This is a genomic window from Rhodococcus sp. P4_E4, assembly GCF_056401575.1.
The window spans coordinates 94,087-116,487 of record NZ_JBFUJB010000007.1; the positions used below are offsets into that span (position 1 = coordinate 94,087).

General features: G+C 60.6%; 18 protein-coding genes and 5 pseudogenes. 9 read left to right on the forward strand and 14 right to left on the reverse strand.

From position 1 onward, the window contains the following. The first annotated feature begins 67 nt into the window (after positions 1 to 67). A complete protein-coding gene (locus tag AC1DVN_RS10935) occupies positions 68 to 679 on the forward strand; it encodes a DUF6642 family protein (RefSeq protein ID WP_477845960.1) in 612 nt (203 codons plus the stop codon). Positions 680 to 900: 221 nt separating this feature from the next. Here the strand turns inward: AC1DVN_RS10935 and AC1DVN_RS10940 are convergent, their stop codons facing one another. From AC1DVN_RS10940 to AC1DVN_RS10960, 5 genes are read right to left on the reverse strand one after another with little or no spacing between them, the layout of a single operon-like run. Further along, positions 901 to 1,353, reverse strand: a complete 453-nt coding sequence (locus AC1DVN_RS10940; RefSeq protein WP_019748153.1) for a flavodoxin family protein — start codon at positions 1,351 to 1,353, stop codon at positions 901 to 903. A gap of 47 nt (positions 1,354 to 1,400) precedes the next feature. After that, positions 1,401 to 2,048 (reverse strand): isochorismatase family protein, encoded by a 648-nt coding sequence (locus tag AC1DVN_RS10945; RefSeq protein WP_029255214.1) that lies wholly within the window; start codon positions 2,046 to 2,048, stop codon positions 1,401 to 1,403. A 35-nt stretch (positions 2,049 to 2,083) separates the two neighbouring features. Then, on the reverse strand, positions 2,084 to 3,748 hold the full coding sequence (locus tag AC1DVN_RS10950; RefSeq protein WP_477845959.1) for a (2,3-dihydroxybenzoyl)adenylate synthase: 1,665 nt from the start codon (positions 3,746 to 3,748) through the stop codon (positions 2,084 to 2,086). A 41-nt stretch (positions 3,749 to 3,789) separates the two neighbouring features. After that, positions 3,790 to 4,590 carry a 2,3-dihydro-2,3-dihydroxybenzoate dehydrogenase gene (locus AC1DVN_RS10955; protein ID WP_378666341.1) on the reverse strand — a complete coding sequence of 267 codons (801 nt, stop codon included), beginning with the start codon at positions 4,588 to 4,590 and terminating at the stop codon, positions 3,790 to 3,792. Continuing rightward, the gene (locus AC1DVN_RS10960) at positions 4,578 to 4,808 is read right to left on the reverse strand and encodes a phosphopantetheine-binding protein (RefSeq protein ID WP_003942230.1); all 231 of its coding nucleotides are present in this window, start codon (positions 4,806 to 4,808) and stop codon (positions 4,578 to 4,580) included. Before AC1DVN_RS10960 ends, AC1DVN_RS10955 begins: the two co-directional genes overlap by 13 nt. Before the next feature lie 200 nt (positions 4,809 to 5,008). Here AC1DVN_RS10960 and AC1DVN_RS10965 point away from each other — a divergent pair, with 200 nt between their 5' ends. Beyond that, complete coding sequence (locus tag AC1DVN_RS10965) at positions 5,009 to 6,166, forward strand: isochorismate synthase (RefSeq protein ID WP_477845958.1); 1,158 nt, start codon at positions 5,009 to 5,011, stop codon at positions 6,164 to 6,166. A 10-nt stretch (positions 6,167 to 6,176) separates the two neighbouring features. Here AC1DVN_RS10965 and AC1DVN_RS10970 read toward each other — a convergent pair whose 3' ends face one another. Both AC1DVN_RS10970 and AC1DVN_RS10975 read right to left on the reverse strand, forming a co-directional pair. After that, positions 6,177 to 6,572, reverse strand: coding sequence for a DUF1801 domain-containing protein (locus AC1DVN_RS10970; protein ID WP_211916861.1), 396 nt, complete (start codon positions 6,570 to 6,572; stop codon positions 6,177 to 6,179). Between the two features lie 636 nt (positions 6,573 to 7,208). Further along, positions 7,209 to 7,538, reverse strand: a pseudogene (locus AC1DVN_RS10975) (integrase core domain-containing protein); the annotation flags it as partial. Positions 7,539 to 7,868: 330 nt separating this feature from the next. On the opposite strand from AC1DVN_RS10975, the gene AC1DVN_RS10980 reads away from it, so the two are divergent. From AC1DVN_RS10980 to AC1DVN_RS10995, 4 genes and pseudogenes are all read left to right on the forward strand, one after another. After that, positions 7,869 to 8,501 (forward strand): TerD family protein, encoded by a 633-nt coding sequence (locus AC1DVN_RS10980; protein WP_477993792.1) that lies wholly within the window; start codon positions 7,869 to 7,871, stop codon positions 8,499 to 8,501. A gap of 9 nt (positions 8,502 to 8,510) precedes the next feature. Continuing rightward, positions 8,511 to 9,572, forward strand: coding sequence for a DUF4236 domain-containing protein (locus tag AC1DVN_RS10985; RefSeq protein ID WP_477993793.1), 1,062 nt, complete (start codon positions 8,511 to 8,513; stop codon positions 9,570 to 9,572). 69 nt (positions 9,573 to 9,641) lie between these two features. Next, complete coding sequence (locus tag AC1DVN_RS10990) at positions 9,642 to 9,785, forward strand: hypothetical protein (protein WP_477845955.1); 144 nt, start codon at positions 9,642 to 9,644, stop codon at positions 9,783 to 9,785. A 53-nt stretch (positions 9,786 to 9,838) separates the two neighbouring features. Beyond that, positions 9,839 to 11,102 (forward strand): annotated as a pseudogene (locus AC1DVN_RS10995) (IS256 family transposase). A 103-nt stretch (positions 11,103 to 11,205) separates the two neighbouring features. Here AC1DVN_RS10995 and AC1DVN_RS11000 read toward each other — a convergent pair. Further along, positions 11,206 to 12,195, reverse strand: coding sequence for a hypothetical protein (locus AC1DVN_RS11000; protein ID WP_477845954.1), 990 nt, complete (start codon positions 12,193 to 12,195; stop codon positions 11,206 to 11,208). A gap of 357 nt (positions 12,196 to 12,552) precedes the next feature. Between AC1DVN_RS11000 and AC1DVN_RS11005 the strand changes: the two are divergent. Further along, a pseudogene (locus AC1DVN_RS11005) lies at positions 12,553 to 13,250 on the forward strand (IS6 family transposase). A 67-nt stretch (positions 13,251 to 13,317) separates the two neighbouring features. On the opposite strand, the gene AC1DVN_RS11010 reads toward AC1DVN_RS11005, so the two are convergent. Beyond that, entirely contained in the window at positions 13,318 to 13,761 is a 444-nt protein-coding gene (locus tag AC1DVN_RS11010; protein ID WP_477917065.1) for a CocE/NonD family hydrolase C-terminal non-catalytic domain-containing protein, read from the reverse strand. Between the two features lie 566 nt (positions 13,762 to 14,327). On the opposite strand from AC1DVN_RS11010, the gene AC1DVN_RS11015 reads away from it, so the two are divergent. Next, positions 14,328 to 16,622: a pentapeptide repeat-containing protein gene (locus tag AC1DVN_RS11015; RefSeq protein WP_477993794.1), complete on the forward strand. Its 2,295-nt coding sequence runs from the start codon at positions 14,328 to 14,330 to the stop codon at positions 16,620 to 16,622. Positions 16,623 to 16,739: 117 nt separating this feature from the next. On the opposite strand, the pseudogene AC1DVN_RS11020 reads toward AC1DVN_RS11015, so the two are convergent. Continuing rightward, positions 16,740 to 16,872, reverse strand: a pseudogene (locus AC1DVN_RS11020) (transposase); the annotation flags it as partial. A 214-nt stretch (positions 16,873 to 17,086) separates the two neighbouring features. Further along, positions 17,087 to 17,953, reverse strand: a pseudogene (locus tag AC1DVN_RS11025) (IS256 family transposase); the annotation flags it as partial. Here AC1DVN_RS11025 and AC1DVN_RS11030 point away from each other — a divergent pair. Beyond that, a complete protein-coding gene (locus tag AC1DVN_RS11030; protein ID WP_477993800.1) occupies positions 17,952 to 18,104 on the forward strand; it encodes a helix-turn-helix domain-containing protein in 153 nt (50 codons plus the stop codon). The pseudogene AC1DVN_RS11025 and the gene AC1DVN_RS11030 sit on opposite strands and share 2 nt — an antisense overlap. A 70-nt stretch (positions 18,105 to 18,174) precedes the next feature. On the opposite strand, the gene AC1DVN_RS11035 is transcribed toward AC1DVN_RS11030, so the two are convergent. The 3 genes from AC1DVN_RS11035 to AC1DVN_RS11045 form a co-directional block, all read right to left on the reverse strand. Then, complete coding sequence (locus AC1DVN_RS11035; protein WP_477845951.1) at positions 18,175 to 19,140, reverse strand: FUSC family protein; 966 nt, start codon at positions 19,138 to 19,140, stop codon at positions 18,175 to 18,177. 239 nt (positions 19,141 to 19,379) lie between these two features. Further along, on the reverse strand, positions 19,380 to 20,369 hold the full coding sequence (locus AC1DVN_RS11040; protein WP_477845950.1) for a linear amide C-N hydrolase: 990 nt from the start codon (positions 20,367 to 20,369) through the stop codon (positions 19,380 to 19,382). A gap of 159 nt (positions 20,370 to 20,528) precedes the next feature. After that, positions 20,529 to 22,295 carry an oleate hydratase gene (locus AC1DVN_RS11045; protein ID WP_477845949.1) on the reverse strand — a complete coding sequence of 589 codons (1,767 nt, stop codon included), beginning with the start codon at positions 22,293 to 22,295 and terminating at the stop codon, positions 20,529 to 20,531. Positions 22,296 to 22,401: the final 106 nt, after the last annotated feature.

Sequence of the window (22,401 nt, forward strand, 5' to 3'; positions counted from 1 at the left end):
TCGCCGGTCCCTCCGGCCGACGACACAACTGATGTAACGCAGTCACATTTCAACGGATAACTACGCCATGACTACAAAAAGACCACCGGGAGTGTTTTGCTTGGAGGGCGAATGGGAGGAAAGCATCGAAAGTAGACTGAGCATTGAGCCTGCATTACGTCTGCTCGAGGCTCGCGACGATATTCGGCTGGTTCACCGTGACATTGCTACTCTCGCAGAACTCGAGTACTACTTGGATCGGTGGCTCAACACGCGACTCCGGGGATATGACTTCGGATACTTGGGATTTCATGGGAGTGCCGAGCGACTCGATGTCGGTCACGAACAAATGTCACTCGACGACCTCGCAGAATTGATCGACGGGCGATGTCAGGGCAAAGTCGTCTACTTCGGTTCGTGCAGCGTGCTCTCAGCGCCAGACGAGGTATTGACGAACTTCTGTCGCAGAACGGGTGCCCGCGCGGTTGCCGGATACACGAAGAATGTCGATTGGATCGAAACTGCCGCATTTGAACTACTGCTGGTGACTAAGCTCGTCCATTCGACAAACATGAAGCCGGCTTACACCTCGCTCTGCAAGACCTATCCCGACATGACACGCCGACTTGGCTTCCGCATGGCCCACTCGGCATGGGCGTCCGATCGCAATATCGCCGTTCAGGCGTCTCACTCAACGTGACTTACCGCGCCGCGAACCGCGACTGCGCACCTCGACCTGCCTGAGCGCTACAACAGATCCGAATCGCTTTGCGCTACAGCAGCATTTCCCTTGGGTCTCTGGATCGGTGAGCGAGCTTCGGCAGCGTGAGAAAACCGCGCTGCCGTCGCCTGCCGGCCGCTTCTGTTCGACTCGTGTCCACGTCGCACTCCCTCGAAGTCGGGTCGGCACCAGTGAATGAGCTAGTCCATCAAGGTCGCGGCGACGGTTCCGCCCAGTTCATAACATCCATCGCGGACAGATTTGTCCACGCTCACAGTCACTTCGAGCGGATCCGCCACCGCGACCAACCCGAGCCCTGTCGCGAGTTTGCGCACCGACGACACGGCACCAGCAGTGTCGTTGTTGCCGTGAACCCACAGGCCGTACGGCCGATCCGACACCGCACCGAGACATTGGTAGTACGTGGTGTCGAAGAAGTACTTGAGCGCACCCGACATGTATCCGAAATTGGCAGTGGTACCGAAAAGATAGCCGTCAGCAGCGAGTACGTCGGGCACCGTCGCCGCCAACGCCGGCACCACCTTCACCTCGACGCCCTCGATCTCCGGATCGCGAGCACCGGCAAGGACTGCATCCAACAATTCGTGGGTTGTCGGCGAGGGCGAGTGGTGAACCACCAACAAAGTCTTCACACACCTGACAATACGGCGACGGGTGGCGCACCCGTCGCCGTTCACGCCTACGCCGAAACCGTTTCCGCGCTCATCGCCTTGACCAGGTCATCGGTTCGGGTGACCGAGGCGCAGCGCCCGGCCGCGTACTCGAGGGCGCCGACATGCTCGCCTAGGGAGAAGTCGGCCACCGCGTCGCCCACGAAGAAGATCTGCACGTCTTGCATGAACCCGTCCAAAGCGGTAGTCAGGCAACCGATGTGGGCATAAATTCCGGTGATGATCAGCTGGTCACGCCCACTCTCGTGCAGCCGCTCACGCAGATCCGTTTTGATGAAGGCGCTGTAGCGCCATTTTGTGAGCATCACGTCGTCCGGATGCGGAGCCAACTCGGCGATCACGTCGGTGTGAGCGGGATCTGCCTTCAGACCCGGTCCCCAGAAATCCGACAGCAACGCACGCTCCTCGGGATCCTGATCTCCGGGTTGCGCGGTGTAGACGATCGGGATTCCGGCAGCTCGCGCCGACGAACGAAGCCGGTCTATGTTCGGAACCACGGTTTGGAGCGGGTCGACGCTTCGGTCGTACGCGTTCACGAAATATTCCTGCATGTCGTGCAGAAGCAGCACCGCTCGGGAAGGATCGAGAGTCCAGTCGACCCGATTCTGCGGAAACTCGGTGGGCATCTCGTATCGGACTGCGGTGGGTAGCGCCATGAAAATCTCCTCGAGAGAGTGGGAGTGAGAACCGATCAACTCGACAGCGTCTGCGCCGCAATCGATTCACTGAGAACACGGCGCAAGGCCGCCTTACTGGTCTTTCCGACGCCGGTGACGGGGAACTCGGTCACGAATTCCACTCGATCCGGAACCTTGTACGCCGCAACGCCTCGGCCTCGTATGTATCGCTTGATCTCGCCGACAGTCGGCGATTCTCCCGAAATCACCAGGACTGCACACGTTCGCTCGCCCAGGTACTCGTCGGGAACAGCCACGACGGCCGCGTCGTGGACCGCAGGATGCGAGAGCAGGTGGTTTTCGATCTCCTCCGCTGCAACCTTCTCACCGCCGCGGTTGATCTGGTCCTTTGCACGCCCCTCGACTATCAGGTGACCCGTGGCGGTGACGCTGACCAGATCGCCGGTGCGGTAGAAACCTTCGGCATCGAAGACCTCGGCGTTGTGCGCATCCGCGCGGTAGTAGCCGCGGATCGTGTACGGCCCCCGCGTCAGCAGGTGGCCCGTGGTTCCGGGCTCGACGAGCGCGCCCTCGTCGTCGACCACACGAACCTCGTCGTCGGGTGAAATGGGCCGACCCTGCGTGCTGACGATCAATTCTTGCGTGTCGTCGAGGCGGGTGTAGTTGACCAGCCCCTCGGCCATCCCGAACACCTGCTGGAGGGTGCAGCCCAACTCCGTGGGTACCCGTGCAGCCGCTTCGGCGCTGAATTTCGCTCCGCCGACGCCGAGAACCCGCAAGCTCGACAGATCGTGATCTACCTTACTGGGGGCGGCCATCCACGCCAAAGCGATCGGTGGAACCAACGAAGCGTGCGTGACTCGCTCTGATTCGATCAGACCGAAAGCTGTGGAGGGCATGGTGTCCGGCGCCAGAACCACGGAGCCGCCCGCGTGGAAAACACCGAGGATGCCTGGCGAACTCATCGGAAAATTATGCGCTGCAGGAAGAACCACCAACATGCGCGTCGAGTCGTCCACGCCGCAGATCGGGTTGGATGCTCGCACCGAGTAGAGGTAGTCGGCGTGCGTCCGCGGAATCAGCTTCGGAACACCGGTCGTGCCACCGGAAAGCTGAAGAAAGGCGACCGACAACGGATCGACGTCGGCAAGAACGGGAACCTCGTATCCGCGCAGCGAATCGAAACCGACAAACTCTTCGGGGTCACCCGCCACGATCACAACAGGCGGAATTTCGAGGCCTTCGTTCACCTCGCGCGCCAATGCGCGGTAGTCGAACCCGCCATGACGGTCGGCCACGATATAGGCAGCGACATCAGCGAACTGGCAGAAGTATCCGATTTCGGTTCGGCGATGCGCCGGCAACCCGAAAACCGGCAGTGCGCCGAGCTTCAGCACGCCGAACAATGCTTCGACGTATTCCACGATGTTCGGTAGCTGCAGGAGCACACGGTCACCGGCACGAACACCCAACGCGAACAGGCCTCCGGCCACTGCCGAACTACGACGATCGAGCTCGGAATACGTCAACCGTGTTTTTGCTCCAGCGGCATCGCTACCGAACACAGCTTCGTTGTCGGGATGTCGTGCGGCCGCATCCGTGATGAAACCGGCCAGCGTCTCGTCCGTCCAGTAGCCTCGTTCCCGATAGTGTGTCACCAATTCTGGTGGATACTGTGCGACGGGCGCCAAGGGCTCGCGAGCGATCCTCGAGGTCATGCAAGTGACTCCTCTTCGAAAGTACTGTCAGCAAATACGTCTCACGCTTTGAGCGTCGCACCACCGTCGACGTACAGCGCCTGCATGGTGATGTGGGCCGCCCGGTCGGACAGCAGGAAGTGCACCGAGTCCGCGATATCGTCTGCGGTGGCCAATTTTCCGAGCGGAATGCCCAGGCGATAGTTCGCCAGATTGCCTTCGATGACCGCGTCGGCACCCGAATCGTCGGTAGGGTCCGACCACAACGAACGCTGCATTGCGGTGTCGGTGGACCCAGGAGCGACCACGTTCACACGAATCCCGTCGGCGGCCAACTCCAGTCCAGTGGTTCGAACCAACATCGTCGCAGCAGCTTTGGACGAGCCGTAAGCACCCATCCCGATACGTGGCACTCCGGCTGCGTTGGACGAGACCACCACGATCGACCCGGTCCGCTGACGACGCATTTCCAGTCCCACACTTTGCAGCACGTTCAGCAAACCGAAGACATTGACGCCGAAGATCTTCCGCCACTGATCGGGATCAGAGTCCAGCACCGATCCGGTGTCGAGAATTCCTGCGACGTGCGCGAGCGCGTCGATCCGGCCGAACGTGTCCATCGTGGAGGCCACTGCTGCATCGACTGCTTGCCGGTCGGTCACGTCCACGACGTGGGACTCGATCGAGGCGCCATCGGCGATGGTTTCTGCCAATTCCGCAGCTACCCACTTCAATTCGACGTCGTCGCGATCAAGAAGCGCCAGCGAATACCCGTCGCGCGCAAGAGTCCGGGCAACTGCAGCGCCGATACCTGCCGCCGCACCGGTGACCACGGCGATTCGGTGCGCGCTCACTGCGGGCACAGGACCTGGACCCAGGCATTGATCGTGGGTTCTTCTGCCAACTCGGCGAAGTCGGCATCCGCGCCCGCTCCTCGCCACCGTTCGACGAGCGTCATCAAACGAACCGAGTCCAGGCCCTCGTCACCCAGGTCCGCGTCGTCGCCGAGTTGTTCTGCCCTCATCGACAGAACCTCGGCGACGTCGCGCACGATCTGGTCACGGTCCACGGTGTTGCTCATCGGTCTCCTCGAGTAGTGGTCGACGCGCTCAGATCGAGCCAACCCACCCTCGTGTCGACCCCGTCCGCACGCCTTGACTTTAGGCCAGCCTAACCATAACGGTACGGAAGTACATAACCCGGACGCTCACGACACACATTCGCCCAAACTAAGGGTAGCCTCAACATAGCAAGTAATCCTGTCGAACTGGAAGGGTGTCCATGCCAGCACTCGCCGAAGTCTCCGAATTCCCGTTGCGCAACAACCGGACTGACAATGGAACGAACTCCGTTTTCCTGCTCTCACGTAGGGAAACGTCGATCCGCACTTCGGGAGTAGTCGAAGAATTCGACTCGGCCTTCGACGCGGCTGAAGCCCTCAAGACGGGGCGTATCGACTCGGTCGTCGGTGCCCTGCCCTTCTCCCCGGAGACACCGTCCGCCCTCACTGCGCCACTGAGTTTCACGCGAGTCCGCGGTGATCTATATCACTCGAACACTCCGAAACTTCCCTCTTCGCGGGTAGCAGGATTCGGACCGAGCCCGCAGATCCACACCGACAGGGTCCGCAGCGCCATCGTCCGTCTTCAAGCAGGCGAACTCGACAAAGTTGTCCTCGCACGCTCACTGACCATCGAAGCCGAGTCCGCGATCTCCCCCTCCGCTCTGGCCGAGAATCTGATTGCACTCGACCACGCGCACAACGGCTTCTGCGTCGACCTGTCCCCCGCCGGTGGCGGGTACCGCGGACGTTCGCTGGTCGGCTCGACACCAGAGGTTCTCATCGAGCGGCGAGGCGACGTCGTCACCTGCCACCCGTTGGCGGGCTCGATTGCACGGCATCCGAATTCGGATCAGGACGAGGCGAATGCCGAGCAACTCCGCGCTTCGACCAAAGATCTCACAGAACACGCTTTTGTCGTCGATTCCATCAGCGCGATCCTCGGACCGCTGTGCACGTCGTTCACTGCACCCAGAGCTCCGGAACTGCTTCGGACACCGCAACTGTGGCACCTCGGGACCAAGATCGAAGGAGTCCTGACCGATCCGAGCCTGACCTCGCTCGAACTGGCAATGGCGCTGCACCCGACTCCCGCTGTCTGCGGAACACCAACGGACGCTGCACGCGAGCACATCACCGCAACCGAGGGCGATCGCGGATTCTATGCCGGTGCGATCGGCTGGTGCGACCGCACCGGAGACGGTGAGTGGATGGTAGCCATTCGTTGCGCCGAGATCGCCGCAGACGGTCTGTCCGCGCGGGCGTACGCCGGCGGCGGCATCGTCGCTTCTTCCGATCCTGAAACCGAGCTGCGAGAGACCAGTACAAAATTCCGCACGCTACTCAGCGCGTTCGACCTCGCTGAACATCAGCTCTGACAGGGAGTCACTATTTCGAGGTGTTCAAGGCGATCGCGGCGTGAACGAGTGCCTTGAACGCCTTTTCGTTGACGGTTTCACCCTCGTGAAAGTCGATCGCCCGCCTGGTATTGCCCTCGAGGCTGGAGTTGAAGAGGCCTGAGGCGTCCTCGAGCGATGCGCCTTTGGCAAAAGTCACCTTGACTGCGCTCTTGTAAGTCTCACCGGTACAGATCATTCCGGCGTGGTACCACACCGGGACTCCTCGCCACTTCCATTCCTCCACTACATTCGGGTCCACCTCTTTGATCAGGGTGCGTATCCGCGAGAGCGTCTCGCCCCGCCAGTCTCCGAGTTCCTCGATTCGCTTGTCGATCAACTGAGACGGGGAGTCTGCGCCTTGCTTTTCGGAATCACTCTTCGCCATCGCTTCGTCACTTCCTGCTCGTTGTCGCCGATCTCCGGTGAGTCGAGTATCCCCTCCGGCACCCACATTCATTCGGCGAACCATAGATCTCCGCGGCTTCGACGCTCTGTGCACACCCACCGATGCGGGCCTTTCCGAGCTGTCCGGACTCACCACCACAACAACCGGGATGTACGCAATCGGCGACAGCGGCTCTGACGATCGCGTCGCCGAACTCGATTCGAACTGCCAAGTTCAGCGATGGATCAATGTGGGCGCTCCTCGCGTCGATGTCGAGGACCTCCGACGACGAATGGGCACACGCCGTACAATAAGCCACCGAAAACGTCACCCGCATCGAAGACCTCAACCGCGCAAGCAACCAACGCGGAAACTCCTGGTCGCTCCCCATCCCCGGCGGCACCTACGCCCACACCCCCACCTGGACCAGCCGCACACACTGGCAACACCAAGTCCGCACCCTCCTCAACGGCTCTGTCACGTTGTTGAACGCGGCAAACTGGGAGAATGTGGCGTGAGCACTTGATTCCTCAACGTGATTTCGCCGGATGCGGCAATCCAGCACATATCCAGTTGGGAACCAATCACAACAACCGCAGTGAGTACGCGCTTCGGCGACGCAATATCGCCAGCCCACTAGCTGTATGAGGCATGGACGTTGGTAACTCGGTGCCGGCGGTAAGCTGCGGGCGGTCGTCCTCCGCGTGCTGAATGCGGTCGGTGATAATTGTAGTGAACCTCCAGATCTCGATGGTGGTCCGTCGTTGCGTCTCGCTAGTGTATTCGCGGGAGTACAGCAGTTCTTCGGCGAGGATGCGGTTGTACCGTTCCACTTTTCCGTTGTTTTCGGCGTGTACGGCCGGATTCGGTAGTGCCGGGCCTCGCGGAATGAAGCGGTGAAATATGCTGCCCGGTAACATGATTCGTGCCGGTGATCATGCGTTCGATCTGGGCGATGCCGTGAGCTAGGAGCCTGTGAACGAACTCGCCGACCTCACCACGCCGAAGCGATCCTCACGATGATGTACCGCAAGGTGCTCCGTTCGGCCGTCTCGCAGCTACACCCAACAACTAAACGGAAAGGGGGCCGCTGCGCAGTGCTGCATGTGCTGCAGCAGTTTCCATCCGGACTGTGACATGTTTCTAACCACCGGTTAACGATGTCTCCACTGCTTCGCATCGAGTCGGCCACCGGTCGAGGATGTCCGCCGCGCCGTCTGAACTACCCGGCGGTCGAGCAGGCTGGAGGTACTTCCTGATTTGATGTAGCTCAGTCGGTACAAGGGAGTACATCACGTGCAGTTAAGCAAGGGACAGAATGCTCCACTCGATCAGGCCGAGATCACTGTGCACTGCACATGGCACCAACGCCCCGAGATCGACGCCGACATATCAGCGCTCCTGCTCACCCCCGACGGGAAGGTCCGCGGCGACTTCGATTTCGTGTTCTACAACCAGGCCGAATCCAGAGACGATTCCACCCACCACGGAGGCAAACGAAGTGCCGGAACATCGATGGAAGACCGCATCACAGTGGACCTGTACCGCCTCGATCAGGAGATCGAGCGCATCGCAATCGTCCTCAGTCTCGATGCGCCTACCCCGGCAACTCTCGCGGACCTGGGACAAGCAGACATCGCCGTTCGCGACGCAAACGGCAGCACACTCGCCACATTCACCATCGACGACTGGAGCAGCGAAACCGCGGCCGTCACCGTCGAAATCTACCGCCGCGACCACCACTGGAAGATCCGTGCCGTCGGCCAGGGCTACCACGACGGACTCGCCGGTCTGGCCCGCGATTTCGGTGTCACCGTCGACGACGACACCGACGCCCCGACCTCCGAAGCCGCTGCCCCACCAGTAGTCCACGGCCCACCGCCCATCGACTGGTCCAACCCGCCCGTCCCCGCCGGATACGAACTGTAGGAGCCGATCATGGGTTTCAGATTCCGCAAAAGCATCCAGATCGTCCCCGGAGTTCGCGTCAACGTCAGCCGCAGCGGCATCGGCTACTCCGCAGGCGTCAAGGGCGCCCGAATCACCAAACACGCCAACGGCCGCGTCAGCCGAACCCTGTCCGTGCCAGGTACCGGGCTCTCGCATCAAACGACGATCGGGGGCAACCGATCCCGACCGACCAGCACATCCGCTCCCCGCCGCCGAACTCCCACTGCCGCAGCGACGCCGGTCTCCCAACTCCCACCAACGCCGCCCGTTCCGGTGATGCCGCCTCCCCATGCGCCGGCCTGGGAGCGTGAACTGTTCCAGATCCTGCACTCACGGACACCAGCCGACTACGTCGGCGTCGCGCAACGACACGGGCATATCGCCCCGAACATACGGATCCTCGCCGCAGCATTGGAAGGCTTGCTGCACTTCGAATTCGCCGACACCAACCCCGCCGCCGCCCACCGAGCACGTTCACTCCTCGGATGGGTCGTCGCCCAACACGTCAACCTGTCCGCAGACCCCTTCGTGCAGAGATACATCCCCGAACGCAGGTGGCCGGTAGAAATCGTCCACGGCGTCACAGCTGCCCTGCGCATCAGCGACGACGTCCTCATCCTCGCCGCCGCCGAACTGCACCAAAGCGCCGACAACCTCCCCGCCGCGATCTGGACAGTCGAATACGCGACCCCCACAGCCCACGCAGCACTCTCGCTGGCGGACCTCTACAGCTCCGCCGACCGACACCAAGACGTTGTCGATCTGACCAACGGCATCACCAACGAGGACGACGCCACCGCGCTACTGCTCGCTCTACGCGGGCGAGCATTCGCTCAGCTCGGATACAACGACGCTGCACGCGAAAGCTTCAAAGAAGCACTGCGAGTCCGCTCCCGCGCCTCCGAAGTGCGCCACCGCACTCTCCTCGAACGCGCCCAGGTCGATCTCGCCCAGAACCGGAAAGCAGCCGCACGCAAGAGCATCGAAAAAATCCTCGCCGAAGACCCCACCTACCCAGGACTTCACGAAGCACTCGCAGCACTACCCTGACCACGTCCATCGCAACAAATCCGGTCTTGACCACGACCAAGGACGTCATGGACAGAAGCACCGTAACCGGTGCAGCGGTTCTACGACGCAATTCGCAAAGCCACCGCGTACATCGCCGACCCGGCCAACATGGACACTGTCGTCACCGCCCTCTCGAAACTCGTCGGACTTCCGGAGGGTCGGTCCACCCCGATCTACGGGGACTGTCTCTAAATCGGTGTTTCGGCCCGACTAGCTGAGTGAATGCTCAGTGAGGAGGTGCCGAGATGACGACACTGGAAGATGTGACGAAGAAGAGGGCCGAGCCCTCTGCGGAAGCTGCGGCGGCTGCGGAGTTGGTCAGGTAGGCGAAGGAGCAGGGTCTGTCGCTGACCGGGCCGGACGGTTTGCTCAAGCAGTTCACCAAAACCGTTCTGGAAACCGCGTTGAACGAGGAGAATGACCGAGCACCTCGGGCACGACAAGAACCAAGCCCCGCCGGAACGTGGCTCGACGAATATTCGCAACGGGACTCGGTCGAAAACGGTGTTGACCGAGGCCAGCGGCCACGTTCCGATCGAGGTCCCTCGTGATCGGGAAGGAACGATCGAGCCGCAGATCGTCAAGAAACGCCAGCGTCGATTGAACGGGGTCGATGAGATCGTGTTGTCGTTGCATGCCAAAGGGTTAACGACTGGTGAGATCAGTTCGCATTTCGCTGAAATCTACGGCGCCTCGGTCTCGAAAGAGACCATCTCGCGGATCACCGACAAGGTCCTCAAGGAGATGCAGGACTGGTCTGCCCGACCGCTCGACGAAGCCTACGCTGCGATTTTCGTCGATGCGATCGTCGTCAAAGTCAGGGACGGGCACCGCGACGTGCTCGGTTTGTGGGCGGGAACCGGCGGTGAGGGCGCGAAATTCTGGATGTCCGTGCTGACGGATATCCGAAATCGGGGCACCCGGGACGTGTTCTTCCTGGTCTGCGACGGATTGAAAGGTCTACCGGAGGTCGTCGAGAATGTGTGGCCGGCGACCACGGTGCAAACGTGTGTAATCCATTTGATCCGCAATACGTTTCGGTTGTCGTCACGGCAGCATTAAGATGCGCTCAAACATGATCTCAAGCCGATCTACACTGCCCCGACCGAGGCCGCCGCGAGTGCAGCGTTCGAGGATCTCGCTGACCGTTGGGGCAAGCAGTATCCGGCGATCATCCGATTGTGGAACAACGCCTGACAGGAGTTCATCCCGTTCCTGGACTACGACACCGAGATACGGCGAGTGCTGTGCTCTACCAATGCGATTGAGTCTTTTAGTGCCCGATACCGGCAGGCTGTCAAGGCTCGTAGGCATTTTCCCACCGAAGCTGCCGCACTGAAATGCCTCTACCTGGTGACGCGTTCACTGGACCCGACAGGCAAGGGCCAGGCACGATGAATAACGAGGTGGAAGCCTGCGCTGAACGCGTTTGCGATCACGTTCGCCGATCGTTGGCCCGGATCGGAAACTTACTGTTGGAAAACCGCCGAAACACCGTTACCGAGATAGACCCCGACTGTTCGCAGTTGATCGAGTATGGATCCTTAACGACGTTACTTTCCAACGTGTTACGTGGGCCGAAGGGCAAAGTTGTTTCGGATGTCGCTGTTTGCTATGTGCCGGCGTGTTGGCGGTGGTGTGATGCGCTCCAGGCGGCGCCGAGGGAGAAGTGGCTGACGACGCCGTAGTGGTTCATCGCGTCGGCGACTCGGCGGCGCCCGGTTCGGGTGGTCATTCCGAGTGCGGTTGATGCTGATTCCATCGTCATGCCGGAGTTCATCAGGTGCAAAATGGGGTCCCAGGGGTTTTCCCATGGCTGGTCGTGCGCGGTGACGGGTATTGCTTCCTCCCAGATGCGGTGATAGATCCAGGTCATCGTCTGCGCGAGGGTGGGGGAATCGATGGCCATGATGCTGCTTGGCCATGCTTGTCCCCAAGTGAGGGGGATTCCGATGCGGGTGTGGTCGAGTATCCAGAAGAAGCTCGGTGGGTTCGGATGCATCCGAACGTGTGAGCCTGCGTTGATTTCGTGGGCAATTTGGTTGCGTCCGAGATCGGAGTTCGCGTCGGCGGTACTGACGATCAGGCGGATGTCGTGATCGGGTACGGCGTTTTTCTCCCAGTAGGATCCGGGTTCCTGTTCGAGAAGCGCTGTGTACAGGGGTGTGGTGTCGGGCATGCATGCGTAGGAGGTGCGGGGTTTCGCTCGTGAGGCTTGCAGTTTGTACATGTCTGCGGCGGCGAATGGGCCGTGCATGACGTCGATGGGCAGACCGTGGGCATCGGTGTCGCCGTATTGCCAGGCTTGCAACAGTTTCGGCAGTGTGGCGAGAATTCCTTGGGTTGTGGTGATCGTATCGGCGAGATTGTGGGACAAGCTGGTGAGGATGTGGTGGGTGACGTCGGCGACTGCGTTGTCGGGGCGTCGGTAGGTGATGATTTCGTTTGAGAGTGAGAGGAATCCGAGTTCTTCGAGTCGTTGAACCTGTTGTTCGGTTGTTTCGGGTGACGCACCCACTGCGGCGGCGAGTTCGGCGACAGACTCGATCCGGCCGCGTAATGCCGTATTGAGAAACTCTGCGAGTTCGGCGGTCCGGTTCATGCGGGTCCCTTCGTCCGGTGTTCGTCAGGTATCTCGTGCGAGTAGTGCGGATTTCGGATTCCGCACTGTCGTTCAGCGTGCAGTTCGGCTTACTTCGTGTCGTGAACTCACATCCCTCGATGTGGCTGACGATGATCGTACGGGGCCAATCGCCCGACAGGCGCAGGGTCGGTACCGGATGTGCAGCTTGACGGGAGATCGACGTAACCGGCTCAGGTGCTCGATTCGTGCACAATTCGCGCAGGACGTTTGATCCTTGTTCTCCGCCAGGCGGAGGCGCACTGACATCGCATCGCCGATGGCACCGTCACGTTGTTGAATGGGGCAAAACTGGGAGAATATGGCGTGACCAGTCCGATGCCGTCGTACAAAGGCCACCGTTACCCGGTCGAGATCATCAACCACTGCGTGTGGTTGTACTCTCGGTTCCCACTCAGTTTCCGTGAGGCCGAGGAACTTATGCTCGAACGCGGTGTCGTGGTCAGTTACGAGACGGTCCGGCGGTGATGCGCCAAATTCGGGCCGGCCTACACCAACGAGCTTCGCCGGCGGCGCCTACAACCCGGTGACAAGTGGCACCTCGACGAGGGCTTCATTCGGATCAATGGTCGGCAACATTATTGTGGCGTGCTGTCGATCAGGACTGCGACGTGCTCGATGTGCTAGTTCAGTCACACCGAAACGCGTTGGCGGCCAAACGGTTCTTCCGTAGGCTGCTCAAAGGTGTGGAGTATGCGCTGCGGGTGATCGTCACCGACAAGATCGGCAGCTACCAGGTGGCGCACCGCGAGATGCAGGGAACGGTCGAGCATTGCCAGTCGAAGTATTTGAACAAGCGAGCCGAGAACTCGCACCAACCGACCCGACAACGCGAACGTGCGATGAAACGCTTCAACTCACTTGGGCACGCGCAACGGTTGCTGTCCGCGTTCAGCAGCATCTCGCCACATTTCCGGCGGCGCCGACACCTGCTAACCGCCGCCGAATGGCGTTCCGAGATGGCCGACCGATTCGCAGCCTGGCGGGAGACCACCGCGACATATTCCGCCGCCTGAAGGTGAACGGCCCGGCGGTGTCCGGTATCAATCTGCCCCAAACTAGATGTGCCGCTATATTTTTGGATCAAAGCGACAGCGCCACCGTACGGGAGTGCGGGTGGTGCGGATTGCCCTCGGTGGTTCGCTCGTCCAACTCGCGGCGCGAGGCCTTCAGATAACCGGAGGTGATCAGCTGACGCTTACCGTCCTGGGCGTAATCACATAGGTGCAGAATGAAATTCAAATCACTCTGGTCGATCTCCGCGAAGGGGTCCGCGGCTCCGGCGCCGATCATCTCCGTGGACTCCTCTAAAACCGTTGTGCCCCAAGCCAGGATTTCGACGTTGCCAGTCACGGCGAGGGCGGCCTGGTAGAAGCCGTCAGAGTCGGCGCACTCGACGCCCATGGGCTCCGGTTCGGTAGCGAGTTTGTGACGCGGGCGCAGGTACAGCGATTTGTAATCGATAGCCATTGGTGACCAATGGTTTCCGGCGGCCAGTTCGTGTGAGCCTTTGACGAAGACGCTCACGGCCGATCGTCTATGACAAGTTGCCCGGCGCGATAGACCGAATAGGCGCGGGCCCAGTTGGTTCCGGACGAGCGGGTACTCCAACTTCGCGGGCGGCTGCACGGATGCTCCATTCACGGCCTCCAATTCCATGAAGCGGCGGCGCTTGGCGGAGTGTAGGCGCCGGCCCTGCCCCCCTTAACACGACAAGACGAGACGAGACGATGACAACATAACCCCAGAATCTCAGGCCTGTTGCAACGATCGATTAAGACCATCGGGTCGGGACTGGACTAGCTTTCGACCCTCGCTCACACTCAGGCATAGATCGAGATTCGATTCGGCCGTCCACCTCTACCTGACCATCAGCCGCCTATGAACCGCAACCGATCCCCGCAACGATCGGTGCATCGGGGCGAGCGGCCAGATTCGGCCACTTACGGCCCCAGTAAAGGAATGTCCTATAGTGGCCACCCGAAAATCCCACTTCTCTGACGAATCGCCCTATACCTTCCGGTAGTGGTCGCCTTTCGCGACTGCTCTTCGTATCCCGACACGGGGCGTAGACAATTGGAAGGCAAGTACCTGTGACTGTTCTCGAGCGATTGCACCCACCCCCACGTCGGTACAGATCCGCCGCAGCATTCAGCGTCGGCACGCTTGCGGTTGTCATGACCTTCAGTGGTGCGGTCGGGACCGCATCCGCGGATACCGTTACCGCTGTCTGTCCCGATCAAGTCCACTGCACGGAAACCTTCACCTTCACGGGCTCACTCCAGAATTGGGTGGCGCCCGCCAATGTGACTGTGGCGACGGTGAGTGTGTTCGGCGCCGAAGGCGGATGGACGCCGGACGGCGTACCAGGCGGCCACGGCGCCCATGTGTCCGCCACCGCGCCCGTGGTCGCCGGCCAGACATACCCGGTACAGGTCGGCGGCACTCCGACGGACATATACCAGGGGGGCTATGGTGGCGGCGGCCGCCCCGGCGGGTGCCGTCACGCCGACGCTTCTGTCGGCGGCGGCGGCGCGTCACAGTTCGGCACCGTACAGCCGAACGGTGTTGCGCTGATCGCCGGCGGCGGGGGCGGTGGTGGCGGCCATGGATACGGGTCCCACGCTGGAGACGGTGGCAGTGGCGGTGCGAGCGGCGCCGCCGGCGGCCACGGAGAGAATATCAGCGGCATGTTCAAGGACTCGAAGGGCGGCACCGGCGGCGGCGCCGGCGCTACAGCGGCCGACGGAACCGGCCACGCCGGCGGCCCCGGCCACGGCGGCGACGGCGAAGACCCTGGCTACCCCGGCTCGTCGGGAACACTGGGAGCGGGAGGCAACGGAGCTGCGGCAAATTACAACAACTGCGAGGGCGGCGGCGGCGGCGGCGGTGGCGGCGGCTACTACGGTGGCGGCGGCGGCGGCGGCGCCAGCTACAACGGAACCCACGCCAAGACACTGGGCTCTGGCGGTGGGGGCGGTGGCGGCGGGTCCAACTACGTCTCACCTTCTGCAACGAGCATCGAAGTCACCGACGGAGTGGCCGCAGGAAACGGCCAGGTTGTCATCACCTACATCAAGCCAGCCGAGCAGACCATCACGTTCACCTCCACCCCACCGACAGACGCATCTTTTCAAGGCGAGCACTATTCACCACGAGCAACCACCACTTCCACTCTGACGGTCGGCTTCTCAGCGTCCGGGGCATGCACAGCCAGCAGCGATCCGCACTACCTCCCCTATGTGGAGTTCACCAGTGCCGGCACCTGCACAATCACTGCGACCCAACCCGGCGACGAGTTCACCCTGCCCGCTCCACCACAAGTCCAGAGCTTCCCCGTCGAACGTGCCGAACAGCGCATCATAATTACCTCCCGCCCGGACAGTCCGTCAAGGGTGGGATACACCTACGGCCTCGCTGCGATCGGCGGAGACAACATCGCTTTCGGTGCAACCGGACCGTGTAGCATCGTCGGCCGATTCGTCACGTCCACAGGCATCGGCACCTGCACCGTGACCGCCGATCTGGCGGGCACTGCGACCTACAAACCCGCGCCGCAGGTCACCCAGACCATCACCATCGAACAGGGCAACCAGACCATCATGTTCACCTCCACTCCGCCGACCAACCCACTTCTCGGGGACACCTACACCCCTACCGCGTGGGGAGCGCCGTCCAATGTGCCAGTCACGTTCGGCGCCACCGGGAGCTGCGCGATCAGCACAGCCGGGGTTGTCACCTTCACAAGTACAGGTGAATGCATCGTCGCCGCGAATCAGGCCGCTGCACTCGGTTGGAACGCGGCCCCGCAGGAAACCCAAACCATCAATGTCACAGAGACGCCTGCCCACATCATCACCAGGGTGTGCGGAAATTACGTCTCCAACCCCACCCCCGAGAGCTATACCAATTGCTCCGGTAAGGAATTGACCGGTACGAACCTCGAAGGTGTGAACCTGACCGGCGCCAATCTAACCGGCACAAGTCTCGAGAACGCGAACCTGACCGGCGCCAATCTAACCGGCACAAATCTTGAGAACGCGAACCTGACCGGCACAAATCTAACCGGCACAAATCTCGAGGGCGCGAACCTGACCGGCACCTCAGCGCTTCCGAACAACATCACCGTGATCGCCGAATCCGCAGACGGCGCTCGTGCCACCTGGACCGACCCCGCCATGCCCCTAGGTTTGATCTTCGGCACCTGCACACCCACCTCCGGGACAGTCTTTCCTGTCGGCACAACCATCGTGACATGCGCCGTCACCAGCGTGACTGGGGACACCCCGACAACAGGCATCGGTACCTTCACCGTCACCACCGAACCGGCCATCGCCCCACCTATCATCGGATCCCTCGGATCGCTGGGACCAATCTTCGGCAGCTGACCATCCGCACATCCCGTCCCTGAACAGCCGGCCGTGCCCCCATCATGATTGGAGGCACGGCCAATTTTCCTGTTCGACCACTCTCGATGGACATCGACACCGAGGGGGTTGCCCTGCACCCCGCCATTTCCTCGAGCACCTTGTCGGTAATCCGAGAAATGGTCTCTAGGAATAGCCTTTTGGACACCGACACGCCATAGATATTGGCGAAGCGAGCACTGCTCTCACCGGTCGTCAATCCTTTCGCATACCAGCGGAACTCGAATCGCTCTGCTCAACTCGGTACATAGCAGGATTCGACCGCGAACTCGTCGAACGTATCGAACAACTCGACGAGACCGATCAACGCGTGTTCGCGCACTGGTGCGTGCATCGCGCCTTCGACCGCCCCTGAATCTCCCACATCGCCTGGATCGCCAAGGGATTGGGGTCTATCTCTTTAACGGTGTTTCGGTCGGTCTCCATCAGTAAGTTTCCGATCCCGGCCAACGATCGGCGAACGTGATCGCAAACGCGTTCAGAGCAGGCTTCCACCGCATGATCCATCGTGCCTGACCCTTGCCTGTCGGGTGAAGCGAACGCGTCACCAAATAGAGGCACTTGAGCGCAGCAGCCTCGATAGGAAAATGACCACGCGCCTTCACCGCCCTACGGTACCGCGCATTGAGGGGCTCGATTGCGTTGGTAGAGCCGAGAACTCGCCGTATCTCAATGTCGTGATCGAGGAACGGGATGAATTCCTGCCGGGCATTGGTCCACAGTCGGATGATCGCCGGATATCTCTCGCCCCAATGCTCGGCGAGATCGTCCAGCGCCGCATGAGCGGCCGCCTCGGTCGGGGCGGTGTAGATCGGCTTGAGATCGTGTTTGAGCGCACACCAGTGCTGGCGACCCGAGAGCCGAAAAGTGTTTCAGATCAAGTGCACGATGCAGGTTTGGACCGTGGCGGCCGGCCACACGTTCTCTACGCCCTCCGGCAGGCCTTTCAATCCGTCGCAGACCAGGAAGAACACGTCCCGGGTGCCCCGATTTCGAATGTCTGTGAGCACGGACATTCAGAATTTGGCGCCCTCGCCGCCCGTTCCGGCCCACAATCCGAGCACGTCGCGGTGTCCGTCGAGATTGACGCCGATCGCGGCGTAGATCGGCCGGTTCGCGACCTGCACGTCTCGAACTTTGACGACGATTGCGTCGATGAAGATCGCTGCGTACACCTCGTCGAGCGGTCGGGCGGACCAGTCCTGCATCTCGTCGATCACTTTGTCGGTGATCCGCGAGATGGTTTCTTTCGAGACCGAGGCGCCGTAGATTTCAGCGAGGTGGGCGGAGATCGCCAAGTCACTCGGAAGATCCCCGTCCACGATTGCACGCGAGATCGCCCGCAACGGCGGACGGATCGCTAACGGGGCAAGCAAGAGTCGGAAACCGCCTCCTTGCGGAATCGTAAATGCCGATGCCGGATCAACCAGTGCATCAAAGTGAGTACAGTTCCCGACTCGATTCGCCTTGGGCCGAAATCCCTTGCAGAACTGCATGTTTAAGTCGACCTCGTTCACGCTTCTGTGTGGGTGTGATCCCGGTTCAGCCACTTGTGATAGTTGCGGAGCACGAAATACAGCACGACAGCGACCGCACCGGCGACAAGGACGGCGACAACGCGTTGTGCTCCGAGATCGACCACTCTCGACGATCCGGTTAACGAAGCCATGAGAATCACCGTCGGTGTGAGCAACGAGATGTAGAGCAGCCGTTTGTCATCCTCGAGGTAGGCGAGCGTCAGTATCGCGCAGACGAGAAGCAGTACCACCACGAGCGGCGTCGGGAGAAACGACGCCAATGCCGTGACGGCGATAGCGCCGATCGCAGTCCCGAGGATGCGTTCACTGATCTGTCCGGGGTGCTCGTGTGGATCTGGAACGAAGATCAGGCAGAATGCAAGCAATGCCCAGGTCACTCTGGGTAGGTCGAGCAGATCCATCAGACCGACAATCAAAACGCAGCCGAGTGCGAGCAGAATGCCGTATTCGAATGCTTGCCGTGCAGGCAACGCGTGCCGGGTAGGGGTCAGACGGGCAATGTATGCCGCCGCAACGACGAGCAGGGAACCGAGCAAGGTCCCCGCCGCGGCTTGCCACGGCGAGGAGCCCGGCTCGAACCCACTGAACACTACGAAGTTCACCGGTGACCCCGAGATCGCGGCCACGCTGCCACTCGCGAACGCGCCCTGCACGAGGCACACGCCGATCAGCACGACCAGGATCAACCACCTGTCGCTGCCGGCCATCTGGACGCCCAGGAAACTCACCGCGCTGGCCCATAGTGCGGCGAGCAGTTGCTGGCGTCGGGACAGCCGACGAATCGCTGGAACCAGAAACATCATCCCGAGGTAGGCAGCATTTGCGAAATGGGGTCCGCCGACGAACGCAATGCTGCCTATCACGATCACCGCTGTCAGGACGAGACCGGCAGCCGTCATCACCGATTTGCGTGAAACACCGAACGCTTGAACGTCAACCATCTCACTCCTGTGCCGCCGGGTACGGCCCGGTTCGAGAAGTTGCTTACTGCAATAGAAATACACTGGTTAGTGACGATCAATCGTTGCAACACTGGTCTATTGATAGACCAATGGCGTGCGACTGTGCTGCCTGCCGCCCGGCCAGCTCGCCAATATGACAGTGCCTCGGTCACGAACAGTGCCAGCGAGGGTGGCCACCTGCGTGGGCGGCCATCCTCCCTGCGAACGGCTGACTTCGATCAGGCCGCCAGGGTCAGGAATTGCATCGCTGCTGTCTTCTCGAATCGGCGGGAGACGTTGCCGGCGAGCCCTCCTTCGAGGGATGTATCTCCCATCAGGTCGAGTTTGCCCGCAGGCGCACCCTCATTGAAGTTCAACTTGTCCAGGTCCACCCAGACGACATTGGGTCGCGTGGTCGAGTCGAAGACGTACCGCTTGTTGGTCAAGTCTGCCACCGTCTGCCAGATCGTTTGCGATGCATAGGGTTTGTCCGGGTCAGGGATGCGGAAAGGTTGCGCCGCATTGCGGATGACACTGAAGATCCCTGCGACGGCCTCGATTTCACTCTTGGGTTGGGGCAGTCGGCCTACGTAGTATGCGGCGCGGGCGAACCGGTCGGCTGCGAGTGTGGTGCCAGGCAGAGGCGTAGTGCCCCCGAAGCCGTCGACCTCTTTGAGAAGTTCGATCTGCTTGTCGTAGGCCGGGGAATTTGTCATCACGAGGTGTTCGCGGCTGTGCCAGACGGTGGCCTTGCCATCCAAGTATTCGATGATCGCCGAATCACCGGTCGCATCGTCCAATGCAAGATGAACTGCAGGCACTTCGCCGGTCGCGGGATCGCCCAGTGGGACAACCTGAACGTCGACCTCGCTGATCCACGCGGCGGCATCGGCAACGGTGGAGAAGTTGTCCAGGAAGTACTGCAGCCAGACCGCCATGCTCAGAGCCGGTCTCGACGTATCATGAGTACCGTAATCCGATTCCGCTAGCCACAGAACATGACCTGCTAATCCCGCTTCGTTCATACCGTCAACCGACATCATGTCGAAAGCGCCGGCCACGACACTGCCGTATTCGGCAGTCCAACTCAGAGAACCGCCTACGCCGTCGTCGCGTTTGATCCCACGCGGAAGCGACCACAGGTTCGTACCGGTGTCCCGATGGTAATCCATATTTCGTCCGACAAGAACAGATCCGGCCGCATCAGGCCACATCACCCTGGTACACATTGATTTTGCCTTCCGTAGTTTTTCGAGAACTTCATAGTTGCCCGATGTTCAGCCCCGAGGTCCAGACCGAGATTCAGCTCCGAGACGCCCCTTCGACCACACCCGAACGAGCATTTCCTCTCAGAAGCCCTCATTGACAAAGACATTCAGAAACCCGCGTCATTCTCGGGGGAGAATGTGGTATTCGTGCAGCAGCTGTCCGATCTCGTTCTCGTCGAGCTTCTTGTCCAGTCTGCGGCGAAGTAGCTTCGGCAACGGCACGCTCTCCTCCTTCTTGTCATTGAGGAAGTAGGTTGCTTGGAGAAGTTTGCGGATGTCGTAGGTGGAGCCGAAAACTTCCGGGACTCCGCGTTCGATCCCGAGCAGGGTGTACGCGGCCTCCATCCCGGTGCGGACCGAGTACTCCGTCGTGAAGATGCAGTCGCGTGTTGTTTCCGCGAACTGGCCGAGGAAGGCGAAGTTGACAGCACCATCCGGTACAACCGCAGGCCGGTCACCGGCCTGACGGGGCATGAAAAAGGAAGTGACATAGGGCATCATCACTGGAACGGTCTTCGCCGCATTGGCCGCGAGTTCCGGGATGTCCTCGACTGGAACGCCCATGTGATAGAGCCACTCTTGGGTGATTTCCTCGCCGGTGCATTCCTGCATCGGCTTGTCGACGTAGTCACCGGGGACGTCGACGAATAGTGAGTAGACCCAGACGACGACCTGATCCTTGGGTTGTTGTTTGAAGTGCGGTTGCCGGTTTACGGTCCAGCTCATCAACCACTTCGAATCTCGTGCTGTCACGATGCCGCCGGTGACTACGCGTCCACTGAATGGGTCACGCTTGCATATCTTTTCGATGTATTCTGGGATTCGGGCATCCAACGTGGTCACTGTCGCTGATTCCCACTTGGTTTCTGCGACGTGCCCACCGAAGACGTCTGGTCGTCCGAATGCGGGGTCTTTTGTTGCTATACGACGCCACAAATCCCACGCTGGAGCGGGGCCCTCGTCGAGTTTCGCCGGCGTGTGATGGTCTCCGTTGTTCGAGTTCTCGGTGAGCGAGCCGATGGTAGTCAACACCAGGTCGCCGTCATCGAGGTCGACCCCACCCAAAACACCCTCGGATTTCCAGTGAATGCGTTTGGCCCGCTTGACTTCACCCGTGATATCGAAGTCAATGTCGGTAACTTCGGTATCGAACCGAAAATTCACTCCCCGATCGAGCAGCCACGTGTACAGCGGCAGCACGAGAGACTCGTACTGGTTGTATTTCGTGAACTTGAGGGTACTCAGGTCCGGCAGGCCTTTGATGTGATGGATGAATCGATGCAGGTACAGCTTGATTTCGAGAGCACTGTGCCATTCCTCGAACGCGAACATCGTGCGCCAGTACAGCCAGAAATTGCTTGCGAGGAAATCCTTGCCGAACACCTCGTTGATGCGCTTGTTCTCGAGTTCGCTACGCGGAGTAAGAAAGACCTTCATGATGTCCTTCTGCGCCTTCGAGTTCAGATTGAACTTGAAGTCTGTGTGCGCGTCCTCACCCTGACGTTCGGTGACGCGCTGCAGCGAATAGTTCGGGTCGTCTTTGTTGAGCCAGTAGAATTCGTCGAGCACGCTGGCGTCCTCGACCTCGATCGAGGGGACAGAGCGGAACAGATCCCAGAGACATTCGAAGTGATCTTCCATCTCGCGGCCACCGCGAATGACGAAGCCCTTCTCCGGTTCCTTGATTCCGTCGAGTGCACCGCCGGGCAATTTCAACCGCTCCAGGACGGTGATGTTGTTTCCCGCCATCCGGCCGTCGCGGATCATGAATGCTGCACCGGCAAGCGATGCAAGCCCCGATCCGACGAACCATGCAGTCTTGCCGTCCACCCCGTCAGGCTTGCGTGGCCGCGCGAACGCTTCGTAGTTTCCACTGCTGTAATACATTGTTCCCCATCTCATTTAGAGGTTTGGCGACAGGACCCTTCACCGGAGTAGATGCCAAGTTCCCCCTTGGTTTCCCCTTGTCGAGGCAGTTTTCCTTCAGTAACGC